This window comes from Spirulina major PCC 6313 (genome assembly GCF_001890765.1).
Classification (GTDB): domain Bacteria; phylum Cyanobacteriota; class Cyanobacteriia; order Cyanobacteriales; family Spirulinaceae; genus Spirulina; species Spirulina major.
Window position 1 is genome coordinate 3917759 of record NZ_KV878783.1, and the last position, 15908, is coordinate 3933666.

General features: G+C 55.7%; 13 protein-coding genes. 11 read left to right on the forward strand and 2 right to left on the reverse strand.

The annotated features are described in order from the left end of the window. Positions 1-16: 16 nt before the first annotated feature. Positions 17-4765: a glutamate synthase large subunit gene (gene gltB, locus SPI6313_RS17305; protein WP_072622114.1), complete on the reverse strand. Its 4749-nt coding sequence runs from the start codon at positions 4763-4765 to the stop codon at positions 17-19. 265 nt (positions 4766-5030) lie between these two features. Here gltB and SPI6313_RS17310 point away from each other — a divergent pair, with 265 nt between their 5' ends. The 11 genes from SPI6313_RS17310 (at position 5031) to SPI6313_RS17360 (ending at position 14507) form a co-directional block, all read left to right on the forward strand. Further along, positions 5031-6236, forward strand: a complete 1206-nt coding sequence (locus SPI6313_RS17310; protein WP_072622115.1) for a phosphodiester glycosidase family protein — start codon at positions 5031-5033, stop codon at positions 6234-6236. Positions 6237-6458: 222 nt separating this feature from the next. After that, on the forward strand, positions 6459-6857 hold the full coding sequence (locus tag SPI6313_RS17315; protein WP_084669091.1) for a phosphomannose isomerase type II C-terminal cupin domain: 399 nt from the start codon (positions 6459-6461) through the stop codon (positions 6855-6857). A gap of 9 nt (positions 6858-6866) precedes the next feature. Beyond that, positions 6867-7214: a HesB/IscA family protein gene (locus SPI6313_RS17320; RefSeq protein WP_072622116.1), complete on the forward strand. Its 348-nt coding sequence runs from the start codon at positions 6867-6869 to the stop codon at positions 7212-7214. Between the two features lie 107 nt (positions 7215-7321). Continuing rightward, complete coding sequence (gene rpsL / locus SPI6313_RS17325) at positions 7322-7696, forward strand: 30S ribosomal protein S12 (protein ID WP_072622117.1); 375 nt, start codon at positions 7322-7324, stop codon at positions 7694-7696. 87 nt (positions 7697-7783) lie between these two features. After that, positions 7784-8254: a 30S ribosomal protein S7 gene (gene rpsG, locus SPI6313_RS17330; protein ID WP_072622118.1), complete on the forward strand. Its 471-nt coding sequence runs from the start codon at positions 7784-7786 to the stop codon at positions 8252-8254. A gap of 147 nt (positions 8255-8401) precedes the next feature. Next, entirely contained in the window at positions 8402-10483 is a 2082-nt protein-coding gene (fusA, locus tag SPI6313_RS17335) for an elongation factor G (protein WP_072622119.1), read from the forward strand. Positions 10484-10589: 106 nt separating this feature from the next. Then, entirely contained in the window at positions 10590-11819 is a 1230-nt protein-coding gene (gene tuf / locus SPI6313_RS17340; RefSeq protein WP_072622120.1) for an elongation factor Tu, read from the forward strand. A 94-nt stretch (positions 11820-11913) separates the two neighbouring features. Beyond that, positions 11914-12231, forward strand: a complete 318-nt coding sequence (gene rpsJ, locus SPI6313_RS17345) for a 30S ribosomal protein S10 (protein WP_072622121.1) — start codon at positions 11914-11916, stop codon at positions 12229-12231. Between the two features lie 308 nt (positions 12232-12539). Further along, positions 12540-13502, forward strand: a complete 963-nt coding sequence (locus SPI6313_RS17350) for a pentapeptide repeat-containing protein (RefSeq protein ID WP_072622122.1) — start codon at positions 12540-12542, stop codon at positions 13500-13502. A gap of 18 nt (positions 13503-13520) precedes the next feature. Then, complete coding sequence (locus SPI6313_RS17355) at positions 13521-14246, forward strand: YkvA family protein (protein ID WP_072622123.1); 726 nt, start codon at positions 13521-13523, stop codon at positions 14244-14246. 12 nt (positions 14247-14258) lie between these two features. Further along, complete coding sequence (locus SPI6313_RS17360) at positions 14259-14507, forward strand: hypothetical protein (protein ID WP_072622124.1); 249 nt, start codon at positions 14259-14261, stop codon at positions 14505-14507. An 18-nt stretch (positions 14508-14525) separates the two neighbouring features. Here the strand turns inward: SPI6313_RS17360 and guaD are convergent, their stop codons facing one another. Beyond that, positions 14526-15857: a guanine deaminase gene (gene guaD, locus SPI6313_RS17365; protein ID WP_072622125.1), complete on the reverse strand. Its 1332-nt coding sequence runs from the start codon at positions 15855-15857 to the stop codon at positions 14526-14528. Between the last annotated feature and the right edge of the window lie 51 nt (positions 15858-15908).

The window sequence follows — 15908 nt, forward strand, 5'->3', positions numbered from 1 at the left end:
ATGAGAGGATGAGGGCTTACACCGAGGCGAGATCCGGTGTTGCCGTTGCCGAGGCTTCCGGGCTATCGGCTTCCGAGGGGGGAACCACTTGCCAGAATTGCGGTAGGTAGGTGGCCCAATCGGCGAGGATTTGCTTCGCTTTCGGGCTATTCGTCCGTTCCGCGTGGGCGGTGATCATCGCCTTGAGTTGGGCTTCGCCGGCGGCGGTGCTGACCCGTTGGATTGTGACAATTTCCGGATTCACTTTGGCGGCAAACGTGCCCGCTTCATCGAGGAAATAGCCCAAGCCGCCGGTCATCCCCGCGCCCACATTCCGACCCACAGACCCCAAGACGACAAGGACACCACCGGTCATGTATTCGCAGCAGTGATCCCCCGCACCTTCGATCACGGCTTGGCCTTTGGAGTTGCGGACTGCGAACCGTTCCCCGGCGCGACCGTTGATGTAGACCGTGCCGCCCGTTGCACCATAGAGGCAGGTGTTCCCAATGATCGCGTTTTGGGCGGGGTCGTAGGTGGCCGCAGCGGGGGGCGTGATCACGATTTCGCCGCCGTTCATGCCTTTGCCGACATAGTCGTTGGCTTCACCGATCAGCCGTAGGGTCATGCCGGGGAGGTTGAACGCGCCGAAACTTTGGCCCGCCGATCCGGTCAAGGTGAGATGAATCTGACCCTTGAAGCCATCATTGCCGTACCGTTTCGCCAGTTGCCCCGCGATGCGAGCGCCGACGGTGCGATCGGTGTTGACGATCGCAATGGTTTTCTCCACTGTGCCATGATTGGCGATCGCCTCCTGTACCGCTGGATCGGCCAAGAGGTGATCCTCTAAAACATCACCATTGCTATGGACATCATCATGCTTGAGCCAATCGCGATTTTGGGACACGGGCGGCAAGGTGAGGCAGGCCATGGTTAACCCTGCGGTTTTCGGGGAAGTCGCCGCCGTCCGTTGTACCAACAGATCCGATCGCCCGATCAATTCCTCCAGGCTGGTATAACCCAAGCGGGCGAGAATTTGCTGCACTTCAGCGGCGATGAAGTAGAAGAAATTCACCACATTGTCCGGTGTACCGGGGAAGCGTTTGCGGAGGCGTTCCTGTTGGGTGGCGACCCCAACGGGGCATTGGTTCGTGTGGCAAACCCGCGCCATAATGCAGCCTTCGGCGATCATCGCCACGGAACCAAAGCCGTATTCTTCGGCCCCCATCAACGCGGCCACCACCACATCAAACCCGGTTTTAATGCCGCCATCGACTCGTAACAGGACGCGATCGCGCAGTTGATTTTCCATCAAAGAGCGATGCACTTCCGTGAGACCCAATTCCCACGGCGCACCCGCATGTTTGATTGAACTGAGGGGAGATGCGCCCGTGCCGCCGTCGTGGCCGGAAATTTGGATCACGTCGGCGTTGGCTTTGGCCACCCCGGCGGCGATCGTGCCGATGCCGATTTCCGCCACCAGTTTCACGGATACCTTGGCGGTGGGGTGAATTTGGTGGAGGTCGAAGATCAATTGGGCCAGGTCTTCAATTGAATAAATATCATGGTGGGGCGGCGGTGAAATCAAGGGCACACCGGGCTTGGAGCGGCGCAGCATGGCAATATATTCGCTCACCTTCGGGCCGGGCAGTTGACCCCCTTCACCGGGTTTTGCCCCTTGGGCCACTTTGATTTCCAGTTGTTGACCGCTCATCAAATATTCCGGTGTGACCCCGAAGCGACCCGACGCGATCTGTTTAATCGCGGAGTTGGCGCGATCGCCCTTTTTCAACCCGTTTAAATGGCTGAAGGCCTCGGAGTTCCCCGCTGCATCCACATCATCAATGGTGATGAACCGCAGCGGATCTTCGCCCCCTTCGCCAGAGTTGGATTTACCACCGATTCGGTTCATGGCGATCGCGAGGGTTTCGTGGGCCTCCCGCGACAGGGAACCGAGGGACATTGCCCCGGTACAGAAGCGGGTGACGATGGATTCAATCGACTCCACCGCTTCGAGGTCGATGGCAGGGCGATCGCTTTTGAATTCGAGCAAGTCGCGCAGGGCGGTCACGGGCCGCTCTTCGAGTTGCTGCATGTAGGTGGTGTAGTGATCGTAGCTACTATCAATCAAGCCTTTGGCCGCGTTGCCCTCGGCGGCCATGGTGTTAAAACTGCGTACCGCCTGATGCAGTGCCTTCGCCATTTGGGGCGAGTTCATGTGATATTCACCGCCCGGCTTGAAGTTGACAAACCCGTAATTTTCCAGCTTTTTACCCTGCAATTCCGGGAAGGCGCGACTGTGGAAGGCGATCGCTTCTTGGGCCAAGTCCGTCAGATTCATGCCGCCGAGTCGTGAGGTCGTCCCCGTGAAGGCCAGATCAATCACTTCCGCCCCTAAGCCGATCGCCTCGAAAATCTGCGCCCCATGATAGGAAGCCAACAGCGAGATCCCCATTTTGGACAGGATTTTGAGAATCCCCGCTTCTAAGGATTTGCGATAGTTGGTTTGGGCCGTTTCTAGGTCAATTTTGGGCAGTTTGCCTTTGTCCATCATGGTTTGGGTTTTGGGGTCGTGCCACCAACTGCGCACCGTTGCCAAGGCGAGATAGGGACAAGCCGCCGACGCACCAAAGCCCACCAAGCAGGCGAAATGGTGCGTGCTCCAACATTGGGCCGTATCGACGATCAGCGAGACTTTCAACCGTTGGCCGGTGTGGATCAGGTGTTGATGAACCGCACCCACGGCCAGGAGGGGCGGAATATAGGTTGTCGTTGCACTGATAGCGTGATCGGTGGCGGTGCGATCGGTGGCGGTGCGATCGGTGGCGGTGCGATGGGTGGCGGTGCGGTCGGTGGCGGTGCAGTCGGTGGCGGTGCGATCGCTCAAAATCAAAATCGCGCAACCATCCCGTACCGCTGCTTCAGCTTGCTCACACAGGTGATGGATTGCCCGTTTGAGTGCATCAGGGCCAGCGGTAATCCTGTACAGGGTTGAAAGCTCCGTAACCGCCAACTCAGAGTCCCGAATCGCCTGCAACTCACCATTATTGAGCACCGGACTTTTAATCTTGAGCACCACATTATCCTTCGGCTCCGTTTCGAGGAGATTCCCCCGTTCGCCGAGGAACATATTCAATGACATCACCAAACTCTCCCGCAACGGATCGATGGGCGGGTTCGTCACCTGGGCAAAACGTTGTTTGAAATAGTCATAAAGCAAGCGCGGCTTGCTCGACAACGCCGCCAAGGGAATATCATCGCCCATACAGAAGGTCGGCTCCTTCCCCTGTTGCGCCATCGCAAGCACCACCATGTCCACATCCTCAGCGGTATAACCAAAAGCGGTTTGCTGCTGGAGCAGATCCGGGCCGGTCAAGGCGGGTTCTTGGCTAAAGTCGGCGCGGGGGATTTGGGTGCGGTGCTTTTGCATCCATTGACCGTAGGGGTGGAGGTGGGCAATCCGCTGTTTAATGTCCCAGTTGTGGAGAATTTCGTGGGTTTCGAGATCCACCGCGATCATCTGACCGGGGCCAAGGCGGCCTTTTTCGACGATATCCGCGTCGGGTAAATCGACGACCCCGGCTTCGGAGGCGACAACAATATAGCTATCTTTGGTGATGCTGTAACGGGCGGGGCGGAGGCCGTTGCGATCGAGGGTTGCGCCGACGGTTTTACCATCGCTGAACACCAAGAGCGCGGGGCCGTCCCAGGGTTCTTGGATGCTGCTGTAGTAGTTATAAAAGTCGGTGATTTCCGGGTAGGCTTCGAGTTCCGGTTGATTTTTATAGGCTTCGGGAACCAGAATCATCGCCGCTTCAAAGGGGGTGCGGCCCGTGCGCACGAGTAATTCCATCACACTGTCGAGGTTGGAGGAATCACTGTTGGCGGGGTTGACGATGGGGGTGAGTCCGGCGAGGTCTTCGTGATGCCAGCCTGCGGATTCGAGGCTGCTTTCGCGGGTGCTCATCCAGTTGATGTTGCCGAGGAGGGTGTTGATTTCGCCGTTGTGACCGAGGATGCGCATCGGTTGGGCCAGGAGCCATTTGGGCATCGTGTTGGTGCTGAAGCGGCGATGGTAGACGGCGAATTTACTTTTATAGAGGGGATTGACCAAATCTTGGTAGAACTGGCCGAGGACTTCGGCGCGTACCATGCCTTTGTAGACAATGGTGCGGCAGGACCAGGAGCAGACATAGAAATCATCGGCGAGTTCTTTGCCGACACGACTACGGGCGACATAGAGGCGGCGATCGAGTTCGTCGCCGCTGAGGTCTTTGCCGGTGACCATGATTTGCTCGATGCGGGGCAGGTTAGCGCGGGCTTGGCGACCAAGGACTTCGGGGTGGGTGGGGACGACGCGCCAACCGAGGACGGTGAGGCCTTCGGAGGTGGCGATCGCTTCGACAAAGGAGCGGCGATTATTCGCTGACACATCATCTAAGGGGAGAAAGATCATCCCTACACCGAGTTTTTCCGGGTCGGGCATGGTGATGTGGTGCTCCTCAAACCAGGCTTGGAACAGTTCCCACGGAATCCCCGTCATCACCCCCGATCCGTCGCCGGAATCATAGTCAGCACTACAGCCCCCGCGATGTTCAAGACACCCCAACGCAATTAAAGACTGTTCAATCAGGCGATGTTCAGCAGCATCGCGGGTATTGGCGATAAATCCGACCCCGCAGGCATCGCGCTCGTTGACAAGCCAGGGTTGACCGGGATAGGGATGATGGGGATCTGTGGTAGAAACGGGAGATAGATTACAGTTCGGCTGCATCGAGTGATCCATGGGTGACTACAGTGAAAAATAATGATGATTGTTCTGGGACTGGGGGTAATCCAATTGAATCACCGGCCCTGTCCAGATAGACGGTTAAGCCGCTCCGAATTAACTTAGATGGAATGGGGGTCTACCCCAAAGACGATCTATAACAGAAAACAATGGGGCTGCGAATGGACTGGTAAGTCTCCAGTCAACACAGATAGCGATCGCAATTACATCGTTTCTTAACGATGGCTTGACAATTATTATAGGCAACTCGTTCCTTGGCAAGATGGATCAACAGACACAACATCGTCGGGTTAACGCCATAAAAGGCATTGGGTATCAAATCAGTTGCAGTGCTGCCCTCCTGCTGCTCGGCTTGGGGACTCGTTCCCTACCCGCTGCTGCTGAGGCGATCGCATCCTCTCCCCCGCTGCAATTGGCCCAAGTCGATCACGCTACCTTTCAACCGGAAGACACCCGCTGGGAACAGGGGATTCGCTGGGAAAAACGCTATGTGGTGTTAGGGGGCGATCGCTTTCCCGTCTTCTCCCTCGAATTCGCCGCCAACAACCCCCGCGTTGCCCTCCGCCCGATCTGGAGCAACCCCTACACCATGGAAGGCACCAGCTCCATCGTCGAGATCGGCCGCCAGTGGGGAGCCTTTGCCGCGATCAACGCCGGATTTTTTAACCGTAACAACCGCCTCCCCCTCGGAGCCGTGCGCCGCGATGGCCGGTGGTTTTCCGGCCCGATTTTGAACCGGGGTGCGATCGGCTGGAACGACCAAGGCAACATCAAAATCGGTCGCCTCACCCTCCAAGAAACCCTCACCACCAACACCGGCCAACGGTTCTTCATCTCCCACCTCAACAGCGGCTACGTCCAAGCCGGCATCGCCCGCTACACCCTCGACTGGGGCCAAAGCTACCGCCCGATCACCAACAACGAAATCATCATCTACGTCGAAAACAACCAAGTCACCGAACATTACGCCGGCGGCACAGCGGGTCAAACCCCCTTTCCCCTCCCCCAAAACGGTTACATCCTTGTGATCCGGGCTGGCAGTATCTCCCGCGATCAACTGCCCCCAGGCACCACCGTCACCCTCACCAGCACCACCAACCCCAGCGATTTCGGCAACTACCCCCATATTGTCGGAGCGGGCCCCCTCCTGATCGAAGGCGGGCGCGTCGTGTTGAACCCCGAAGCCGAAAAATTCAGCACCGCCTTTGCCCAACAATCCGCCTCCCGCAGCCTGATCGGAACCACCTCACGGGGGACGATCATGCTCGCCGTTGTTCACAATCGCCAGCGGGGCCGGGGGCCGTCCCTGCGCGAATTGGCCGCCCTGGCCCAACGCATGGGCATGACCGCTGCCCTCAACCTCGACGGTGGCAGTTCTTCATCTCTCTACCTTGGCGGGCATTTGGTGGATCGTCCCCCCGCTGGTGCGGCACGGGTTCACAATGGGATTGGCGTGTATCTTCCCTAGGCGGATGAGGTCTCGTGCGATCGCGACGCTGAATGTGAGCAATTGGTGAAAAAAAGCCCCCCGTTTCGTAAAGACTTGTTAGGGTTTGGGCCGGATTTTAAAAATCATCCCAGTATCCCAAAAGTCATTTGCTAAGGTGAAGTGAAATATGTGGCTTGTTCACAAGACTCTCGATCCGCATCCCTTTAACCGTCCAATAGTTTAATTTTTCGTGAGGCAGTTATGGTTCAGCTTCAAGATGCCAACGTGACCGTTCCATCCACCGCACCGGCTGCGCGGGATGATTCTCCCCAACGTCCGTGGGGAACATTTACCGTACTCGAAGAAGGCTCTCGCTACAAAATTAAGCGGATTGAAGTGAAGCCGGGACATCGCTTGAGCCTACAAATGCACCATCACCGCAGTGAGCATTGGATTGTGGTGTCGGGGACTGCCAAGGTGACCTGTGGGGATCAGGTGACGATTTTGGGCAGTAATCAATCGACCTATGTGCCCCAATGCACACCCCACCGTCTCGAAAACCCAGGGGTGATTAATCTGGTGATTATTGAGGTGCAAAATGGGGAATATCTCGGCGAAGATGATATTATTCGCTTCCAAGATGATTACAAACGGAGTTAAGTCCCGCCGATGATTACCTTGACCGCAGCGGCTGCCCAGGAAGTCCGCCGCCTGCAAATGTCCCATAATCAAGCCAATAGTACGTTACGGCTCACGGTGCAACCGGGGGGCTGTGCGGATTTTGTCTATGGGTTGGAGTTGGTGGCTACGCCGATTCAAGGGGATCATTACTGTGTCAGTGCAGGCATTGCCATGACGGTGGCGGGAGAGAATGTCGCGATGGTGTCGGGGTTATGTTTGGACTATACGGAAGACTTGATGGGGGGTGGGTTTCGCTTTGATAACCCCCAGGCGGTGCGCACCTGTAGTTGTGGGCATTCCTTTGCGATCGCGCCTGACCTTGGATCTGGCATTTAACGCCCCCGGAATCCCGTCAGTCGCTTGACACAGTTTTGCGGATTTGGATATGATGGGAGACTGTCACGTCAACATCAAGAACCATCACGAGGCAGAACGTGTAACCTATGCCAACCATCCAGCAACTGATCCGCACGGAACGCTCCGTTGCGAAAAAGAAAACCAAGTCCCCCGCCCTGAAAGAATGTCCACAGCGGCGCGGTGTCTGCACACGGGTTTACACCACCACGCCGAAGAAACCGAATTCGGCGCTGCGCAAAGTCGCACGGGTGCGGCTCACCTCTGGGTTTGAAGTCACGGCTTACATTCCCGGTATTGGCCACAATCTCCAAGAACACTCCGTTGTGCTCATTCGCGGTGGACGGGTCAAAGACCTCCCCGGTGTTCGCTACCATATTGTGCGCGGTACATTGGATGCAACGGGGGTTAAAGACCGTCGCCAAAGCCGTTCCAAATATGGCACCAAGCGACCCAAAGCCTAATTCCGGGTCGGTGTTGTTGCCCCATGGGGCGATCGCGCCACCCGCTCATCCCTGCAATACTTTAGACCTGCACTATCAGAATTCACTATGTCTCGTCGTAGAGTCGTCAAAAAACGTCCCGTCCCCCCCGATTCTGTCCATAACAGCCGCCTCGTCAGCATGACCGCTCGGCGGCTGATGCGTCACGGCAAAGAATCCCTGGCCTATCGACTGATTTACGATGCCTTCGCGATCATCAGCGAACGCACCGGCAGCGATCCCCTCGAAGTCTTCGAGCAAGCGATTCGTAATATTACCCCCCTCGTCGAAGTGAAAGCACGCCGGGTTGGGGGTGCTACCTATCAAGTGCCGATGGAAGTGCGCCCTAACCGAGGCATCACCCTCGCACTCCGCTGGCTCGCCACCTACTCCCGCTCTCGTTCGGGTCGCACCATGGCTAGCAAGCTGGCGAATGAAATCATGGATGCTGCCAATGAAACCGGTGGCGCGATTCGCAAGCGCGAAGAAACCCACCGAATGGCGGAGGCCAACAAAGCCTTTGCCCACTATCGCTACTAAAGCCCCGTTTGGGAAAGAGATTCTTCTCACGCCCTCTTTCCCGGATTGCGGTGTAGCGATCGCCATTCAGGCATTCAGGCTACTTTATTAGTTAGTACTCAGTTACATTCACCCATTGACTGGGTGTAACCGTTCAGGAGGTCTATTGTGGGACGAGCTATCCCGCTAGAGAAAGTTCGTAATATTGGCATTGCCGCGCATATTGATGCGGGCAAAACCACCACGACCGAGCGCATTCTATTCTATTCCGGTATCGTCCATAAGATCGGCGAAGTTCACGATGGCAACGCTGTCACCGACTGGATGGAGCAAGAACGCGAGCGGGGGATTACCATTACCGCTGCGGCGATCAGCACCGACTGGAAAGAGCATCACATCAACATTATTGACACCCCCGGCCACGTGGATTTCACCATTGAGGTGGAACGCTCGATGCGGGTTTTAGATGGGGTGATTGCTGTTTTTTGTTCCGTGGGAGGCGTGCAGCCGCAATCGGAAACCGTTTGGCGACAAGCGGATCGCTACAACGTACCCCGGATCGTCTTTGTGAATAAGATGGATCGCACCGGCGCGAATTTCTTCAAAGTCTATGAGCAGGTGTGCGATCGCCTCCGCGCCCTCGCCATCCCGATTCAAATTCCCATCGGCAGCGAAAACGACTTTCGCGGCATCGTTGATCTGGTCAAAATGCGGGCCAAACTCTACACCAACGACCTCGGCACCGAAATCGAAGATGTAGACATTCCCGCCGAAGTCGCCGCCCTGGCCCAAGAGTACCGCAGCAAACTCCTCGAAGCCGTTGCCGAAACCGACGAAGTTCTCCTCGAAAAATACCTCGAAACCGAAACCCTCAGCGAAGCCGAAATTCAGCAGGCCCTCCGTCAAGGAACCCTCACCGGTACGATTGTCCCGATGCTCTGCGGCTCGGCGTTTAAAAATAAAGGCGTGCAACTGCTCCTCGATGCCGTTGTGGACTATCTCCCCGCTCCCACCGAAGTCCCCGCCATTAAAGGGCTGCTTCCCGATGGCACAGACGGCGATCGCCCCGCCGACGACAAAACCCCCCTCGCCGCCCTCGCCTTTAAAGTCGCCGCCGACCCCTTCGGCCGCTTAACCTTCCTACGCATCTACTCCGGAGTCCTCGCCAAAGGCAGCTACGTCTACAACTCCACCAAAGACAAAAAAGAACGAGTCTCGCGGCTGATTATCCTCAAATCCAACGATCGCATCGAAGTAGACGAACTCCGCGCCGGTGATCTTGGAGCAGCGATCGGCCTCAAAGACACCATCACCGGGGATACCCTCTGTGACGATGCCCAGCCCATCATTCTGGAATCCCTCTTCATCCCAGAACCGGTCATTTCCGTCGCCGTCGAACCCCAGACAAAGCAGGACATGGAAAAGCTTTCCAAGGCATTGCAAGCCCTTTCCGATGAAGATCCCACCTTTCGGGTCAGCATTGATCCCGAAACCAATCAAACCGTGATTGCGGGGATGGGTGAGCTGCACTTGGAAATTCTTGTAGACCGCATGTTGCGGGAATACAAGGTGGAAGCGAATGTCGGTCAACCCCAAGTGGCTTACCGGGAAACCATTCGCCAAGCAGCCCGTGGCCAAGAGGGCAAATTCATCCGACAAAGCGGCGGCAAAGGTCAGTATGGCCACGTCGTGATCGACCTCGAACCCGCCGAAGAAGGCAAAGGCTTTGAATTTGTCTCCAAAATTGTCGGAGGAACCATTCCCCGTGAATACATTGCCTCAGTGGAGCAAGGGATCAAAGAATCCTGCGAAACTGGTATCTTGGCCGGGTATCCCCTCATTGATGTCAAAGTCACCCTTGTAGATGGTTCATATCACGACGTGGATTCATCGGAAATGGCCTTCAAAATTGCCGGGTCAATGGGGATGAGGACAGCGGTTAACAACGCCAAGCCCGTCCTCCTTGAACCCATGATGAAGGTCGAAGTCGAAGTCCCCGAAAACTTTTTGGGGGATGTGATGGGTGACCTCAACGCTCGCCGGGGTCAGATTGAGGGGATGAATGCTGACACGGGCATCGCCAAAGTTCTCGCCAAAGTTCCCCTTGCGGAAATGTTTGGCTATGCCACAGATATTCGCTCCAAAACCCAAGGACGCGGCATCTTTTCGATGGAGTTCAGCCACTACAGTGAGGTTCCCAACCATGTGGCTGAAGCCATCATCGCTAAAAACAGGGGAACCATTTCATGATGGATACAGGCTAGGGCCGAGGATGGCCAGACAAGAGGTCACGATCGGCCCTAAAATGTGAAATCAGCTCAGGAACGCAAACTTAGAGATAAGGAACGACTAATCAATGGCACGCGCAAAATTTGAACGCACAAAAGACCACGTTAACATCGGCACGATTGGCCACGTTGACCACGGTAAAACCACATTAACCGCTGCAATCACGATGGCATTAGCCGCAACGGGTAAAGCCAAAGCCCGAAACTACGCCGATATCGACGCAGCACCGGAAGAAAAAGCACGGGGGATTACGATCAATACCGCCCACGTGGAATATGAGACGGACAATCGTCACTACGCCCACGTGGACTGTCCTGGACACGCTGACTATGTAAAAAACATGATCACCGGGGCGGCTCAAATGGACGGGGCTGTGTTGGTGGTGTCCGCTGCCGATGGCCCGATGCCCCAAACCCGTGAGCATATTTTGCTGGCGAAGCAAGTGGGGGTTCCTAACTTGGTGGTGTTCTTGAATAAGAAGGACATGGTGGATGACGAAGAACTGCTGGAGCTGGTTGAACTCGAAGTGCGTGAACTGCTCAGCGACTACGACTTTGACGGTGACAATATTCCCATCGTCGCCGGTTCTGCGCTGAAAGCAGTCGAAGCGTTGACAGCAAACACCAAAATTGCCAAGGGTGAAGATGAGTGGGTGGATCAAATTTTGGCGTTGATGGATGAAGTGGATAGCTATATCCCTTCACCGGAACGGGAAATTGATAAGCCTTTCTTGATGGCGATTGAAGACGTTTTCTCGATCACCGGTCGTGGGACGGTTGCCACGGGTCGGATTGAACGCGGTAAGGTGAAAGTGGGTGAAACCATTGAAATTATCGGGATTCGCGAAACCCGTAGCGCCACGGTGACGGGTGTGGAAATGTTCCAAAAAACCTTGGATGAAGGGATGGCTGGGGACAACGTGGGCATTCTGCTTCGGGGTATCCAGAAAGAAGATATTGAGCGCGGTATGGTGTTGGCGAAGCCCAGCAGCATTACGCCCCACACCAAGTTTGAAGGTGAGGTGTATGTGCTCAAGAAAGAAGAAGGGGGTCGTCACACGCCTTTCTTCTCTGGCTACCGTCCTCAGTTCTATGTGCGGACGACCGATGTGACCGGAACCATTGATGCGTTTACCGCAGATGATGGTAGCGAAGCTGAAATGGTGATGCCGGGCGATCGCATCAAAATGACCGTGACCTTGATTAACGCCGTTGCCGTTGAACAAGGGATGCGCTTCGCGATTCGTGAAGGTGGCCGTACCATCGGTGCGGGTGTGGTGTCCAAAATCCTTGAGTAATCTCGGACGATAATGAAAAAGAGCAGAAAAGCTGAACTTTTCTGCTCTTTTTGCCCCCTGATTCTATTCTTTTCCTGAACCTTGAAAACTGAACATGGCTACTATCCAACAGCAAAAAATCCGCATCCGCCTCAAAGCCTTTGACCGCCGCCTCCTCGATACCTCCTGCGAAAAGATCGTGGATACGGCGAATCGCACCAACGCCGCTGCGATCGGCCCGATTCCCCTGCCCACCAAGCGTCGGATCTATTGTTTGTTGCGATCGCCCCACGTGGATAAGGATTCCCGTGAGCATTTTGAAACCCGTACCCATCGCCGCATTATTGATATCTATCAACCCTCATCGAAGACGATTGATGCTTTGATGAAGCTGGATCTACCGGCTGGGGTTGATATTGAAGTGAAGCTTTAAGCGCTCATTCAAAACCGCCAAATCCCTGGTTGACGGACTGGATAGCCCTCACCCCCAACCTCCCAGAGGGCGAGGGGAGCCGATTCATTTTTCCAGTTCCCTCTCCCCTACTGGGGTCTGGCTAATTTTGTCAGTCAACCCGGTCAAATCCTAACGATGACAAAAAACAAGAGAGTTGCTCTCTTGTTTTTTCTGTTCAGAAGATATCCAGGGGCGATCGCCCCCTATGCCCCGCCCTCGGAACCAAGGGGAAATTCTCTAGAATCGGGCTACACTCGTAGGAGATAGAGTGTTGATGGAGAGGTGAGATGGTTAATCAGGTTAATCAACTGTGGCGAGGTGCGATCGCCAGCCTTGCGATCGGGGCAAGCATCAGCAGCATCGCCCCCGTTGCCCATGCCGCCAACCCCTCCCACCTTCAGCAACTGCTCGAAACCAACGAATGCCGCAACTGTGACCTCAGCGAGGCTGACCTCAGCGGCGTTGACCTCCAACGCGCCAAACTCAGCGGCTCCAACCTGATCGAAGCCAACCTCAGCGGGGCAGATCTGCGCTATGCCGACCTCACCGGGGCTAACCTTACCCTGGCCAGCCTTGACAATGCTGATCTTGAATTTGCCGTTCTCGACCGCGCCACCCTCTACCGCGCCAGCCTCGACGCGGCCGACTTGGGCGATGCCAGCCTCGTCCGTACCACCCTCACCCATGCCAGTTTGATCAATGCCAATCTCCAAGGCAGCACCCTGACCACCGCCGACCTTAGCGAGGCCAATCTTGAGGCCGCCAACCTCAGCCGCGCCACCTTGATCGAAAGCAACCTACGCCAAAGCAACCTCAGCAATGCGGATCTCTCCCGCAGCCGCCTCAACCAAGCCAACCTTAGCCTTGCCAACCTCAGCAATGCAGATCTGTCCCGCGCCACCCTGAGTTATGCTGACCTGACCCGTGCGGTGTTGCTCAATGCTGACCTCAGCAATGCCAATTTAGGCGGGGCGATTCTGCGGGATGCCCAGATGAGCAGCGCCATTTTGCAACAGGCCAACCTGCGCCAGGCGAATCTCCGCAATGTTAATCTGCGCTATGGGGATTTGCGACGGGCGGATCTGAGCTATGGGGATTTGCGAAATGCTAACCTATTTGAAGCGGATCTCGAAAATGCCGACCTGACGGCGGTGGAACTGGGAACCGTGATCCTGTGTCGAGCGACGTTACCCGATGCGTCTTTGTCTGATCAAGGCTGTCGGCGACGGGGCGAACTGGAAAATCAGTAGATTGTGTTGGGGGATTTTATGTTTGCAACCTTACGCCAAACGCTGCGCGATCGCACCGCCAAACTCACCCAACGTTTCCGATCCAATTCTGACCCCACCCCACCCGAAGCACCTGTAACTCTCACCACAGAGCCATCCTCTCCGGCTCACCCTGCGGCTTTGACCCTCAAAAAACCCTGGCACGCGCTCCGCTCCCGTTGGCAAACCTGGCGTAATTCAGAAGCAAAGGGATCAGACACCACCTTAGACGATCAATTGGATCAAATTGATCAACAGTTGGAACAGGGCAAAACCGCCAAAATTAAACGCATTTTCCATGACTACATCCGCAAGGCTAAACCGGAAGATGTGGAGCGGATTAACGAAAATATTGGGTCAATGCAGCGCGGCCCGGTGAAGGAAATTTGGTCAAAGGTGGAGGTGTTGGTGCAGTTGGTGCGCGACCCCGAAGCGGCGTGGAAATCGAAAGCGTTGGCGATCGCATCTCTCATCTATTTAATTTCTCCCATTGACGCGATTCCTGATGTGATTCCCATTGGCGGCCTCGTGGATGACGTGGCGTTGATTGTCGTGGTGGTAAGCACCTTAGCGGGTGAAGTGGAAACCTATCTGGTTCGCCAAGCGGAACAAAAAGCCGAAATCGAAATTCGCAAATATAACAACATTGTCCGCATCGCCCTCACCGGCAGCATTTTCGCCGCCCTGATTACCATTGCCGTTAACTACAGCCTCAAACACCTCTAAGCCCTAATCCCTATGCACCCTTACCTGATTTATCGCACCACGTTACTGATTATTTCGGTGTTCGGCGTGGTTAATTTAAGCCGTCAAATCCAACGCCAGCGCGATCGCTACCAAAACCTTCCCCCCGGTATTCAAACCTATTTAAAGGAAAAAGGCTCAACCATTTTTAGCAAACACATCAGCCAACAACGGAGCGCGATCGCCCTCAATGTGTTTCTCCTCATCCTCTTAATTGGCCTCAACGTTTTAAGCTGGGCTTAAGCCCTGATTGATCAAGACCTAGTCCGGCAGGATCACGCGATCGCCCAAAATATGGGTGGCGTGGATGGCGCGATCGTCCCCAAGCATGATCAGGGAGAAGACTTGATCGGCGATCGCCTCTAATTCCGTGGGGATGGTTTCGGGGTTGCGGAATTGAAGGAGAGGGGTGGCGCGGCGATCGAGGACAATGAAGTCGGCTTCCTTACCGGGGTTGAAATTGCCGAGGATGGGGTCAAGGTTGAGGGCATGAGCGCCGCCGAGGGTGGCGAGGTAGAGGGCTTGGAAGGGGGAAAGGGTTTGGCGACGCAGTTGGGCGACTTTGTAGGCTTCGTTGGCGGTTTGGAGAAGCGAGAAGCTCGTACCTGCGCCGATATCTGTGCCGAGGCCGAGTTTCACGGGGCGATCGCGGTGTTTTGCCTGTTCGAGTTTAAACAGACCGCTACCGAGGAACAGGTTTGAGGTGGGACAAAAGGCGATCGCGGCTTCTGTCACTGACAGGCGGGCGAATTCTGCCGGGGTGAGTTGCACCCCATGGGCAAAAATGGAGCGATTCCCCACTAAACCAGCGCGATCGTACACATCTAAATAGCCGTCATGGTCGGGGAAGAGGTCTTGCACCCAGGCCACTTCGTCGGTGTTTTCGGAGAGGTGGGTATGGAGGTAGACTTCGGGAAATTCGGCGAGGAGTTGGGCGGCGACCTGTAGCTGTTCTGGGGAGGAGGTGGCGGCAAAGCGGGGGGTGACGGCGTAGAGGAGGCGATCGCGCCCATGCCATTTTTCGATCAGGGCTTTGCTCTCGTGGTAGGCCTGCTCTGGGGTGTCGCGCAAATTCTCCGGGGCATGGCGATCCATCAGGACTTTACCGGAAATCATCCGCAGGCGGCGGGCTTGGGCAGCGGTGAAAAAGGCCTCGACGGATTCCGGGTGAACGGTGGCGAAAACGAGGGCGGTGGTTGTCCCATGGCGCAGCAGTTCGGTTAAGAAGCGATCGGCCACCTCAGCGGCATAGGCGGGATCTTTAAATTGGGCTTCGGTGGGGAAGGTGTAGGTGTTGAGCCAGGTGAGGAGTTGTTCCCCGTAGGCGGCGATCATTTCCATTTGGGGGAAATGGATGTGGGTATCAATCAGGCCGGGGACGATCAGATAATTGCGGTAGTCGGTGATTGGGAGGTCGGGATCTTGGGCGATGATGTCGGCATAGGGGGCGATCGCTTGAATCCTGCCCGCTGCAATCACCAAAACCCCATCGGGGATGTAGCGCACCGACTCCGCGACTTCGTGATAAAAGGGATCAGCAATCAGATCGAGGAGCGCCCCCCGGATACCCTGGGGTTGAGTTGCGTTGGTCATATCCTAAGCCTGTCAGTTTCTCAAATTCTCAGAAATTATAAAGGCGATCGC

Excerpts from the sequence above, each read along its gene's own strand:
- gltB (WP_072622114.1), bottom strand. The coding sequence starts at position 4,765 with ATGGATCACTCGATGCAGCCGAACTGTAATCTATCTCCCGTTTCTACC.
- SPI6313_RS17310 (WP_072622115.1), top strand. The coding sequence starts at position 5,031 with ATGGATCAACAGACACAACATCGTCGGGTTAACGCCATAAAAGGCATT.
- SPI6313_RS17315 (WP_084669091.1), top strand. The coding sequence starts at position 6,459 with ATGGTTCAGCTTCAAGATGCCAACGTGACCGTTCCATCCACCGCACCG.
- SPI6313_RS17320 (WP_072622116.1), top strand. The coding sequence starts at position 6,867 with ATGATTACCTTGACCGCAGCGGCTGCCCAGGAAGTCCGCCGCCTGCAA.
- rpsL (WP_072622117.1), top strand. The coding sequence starts at position 7,322 with ATGCCAACCATCCAGCAACTGATCCGCACGGAACGCTCCGTTGCGAAA.
- rpsG (WP_072622118.1), top strand. The coding sequence starts at position 7,784 with ATGTCTCGTCGTAGAGTCGTCAAAAAACGTCCCGTCCCCCCCGATTCT.
- tuf (WP_072622120.1), top strand. The coding sequence starts at position 10,590 with ATGGCACGCGCAAAATTTGAACGCACAAAAGACCACGTTAACATCGGC.
- rpsJ (WP_072622121.1), top strand. The coding sequence starts at position 11,914 with ATGGCTACTATCCAACAGCAAAAAATCCGCATCCGCCTCAAAGCCTTT.
- SPI6313_RS17350 (WP_072622122.1), top strand. The coding sequence starts at position 12,540 with ATGGTTAATCAGGTTAATCAACTGTGGCGAGGTGCGATCGCCAGCCTT.
- SPI6313_RS17355 (WP_072622123.1), top strand. The coding sequence starts at position 13,521 with ATGTTTGCAACCTTACGCCAAACGCTGCGCGATCGCACCGCCAAACTC.
- SPI6313_RS17360 (WP_072622124.1), top strand. The coding sequence starts at position 14,259 with ATGCACCCTTACCTGATTTATCGCACCACGTTACTGATTATTTCGGTG.
- guaD (WP_072622125.1), bottom strand. The coding sequence starts at position 15,857 with ATGACCAACGCAACTCAACCCCAGGGTATCCGGGGGGCGCTCCTCGAT.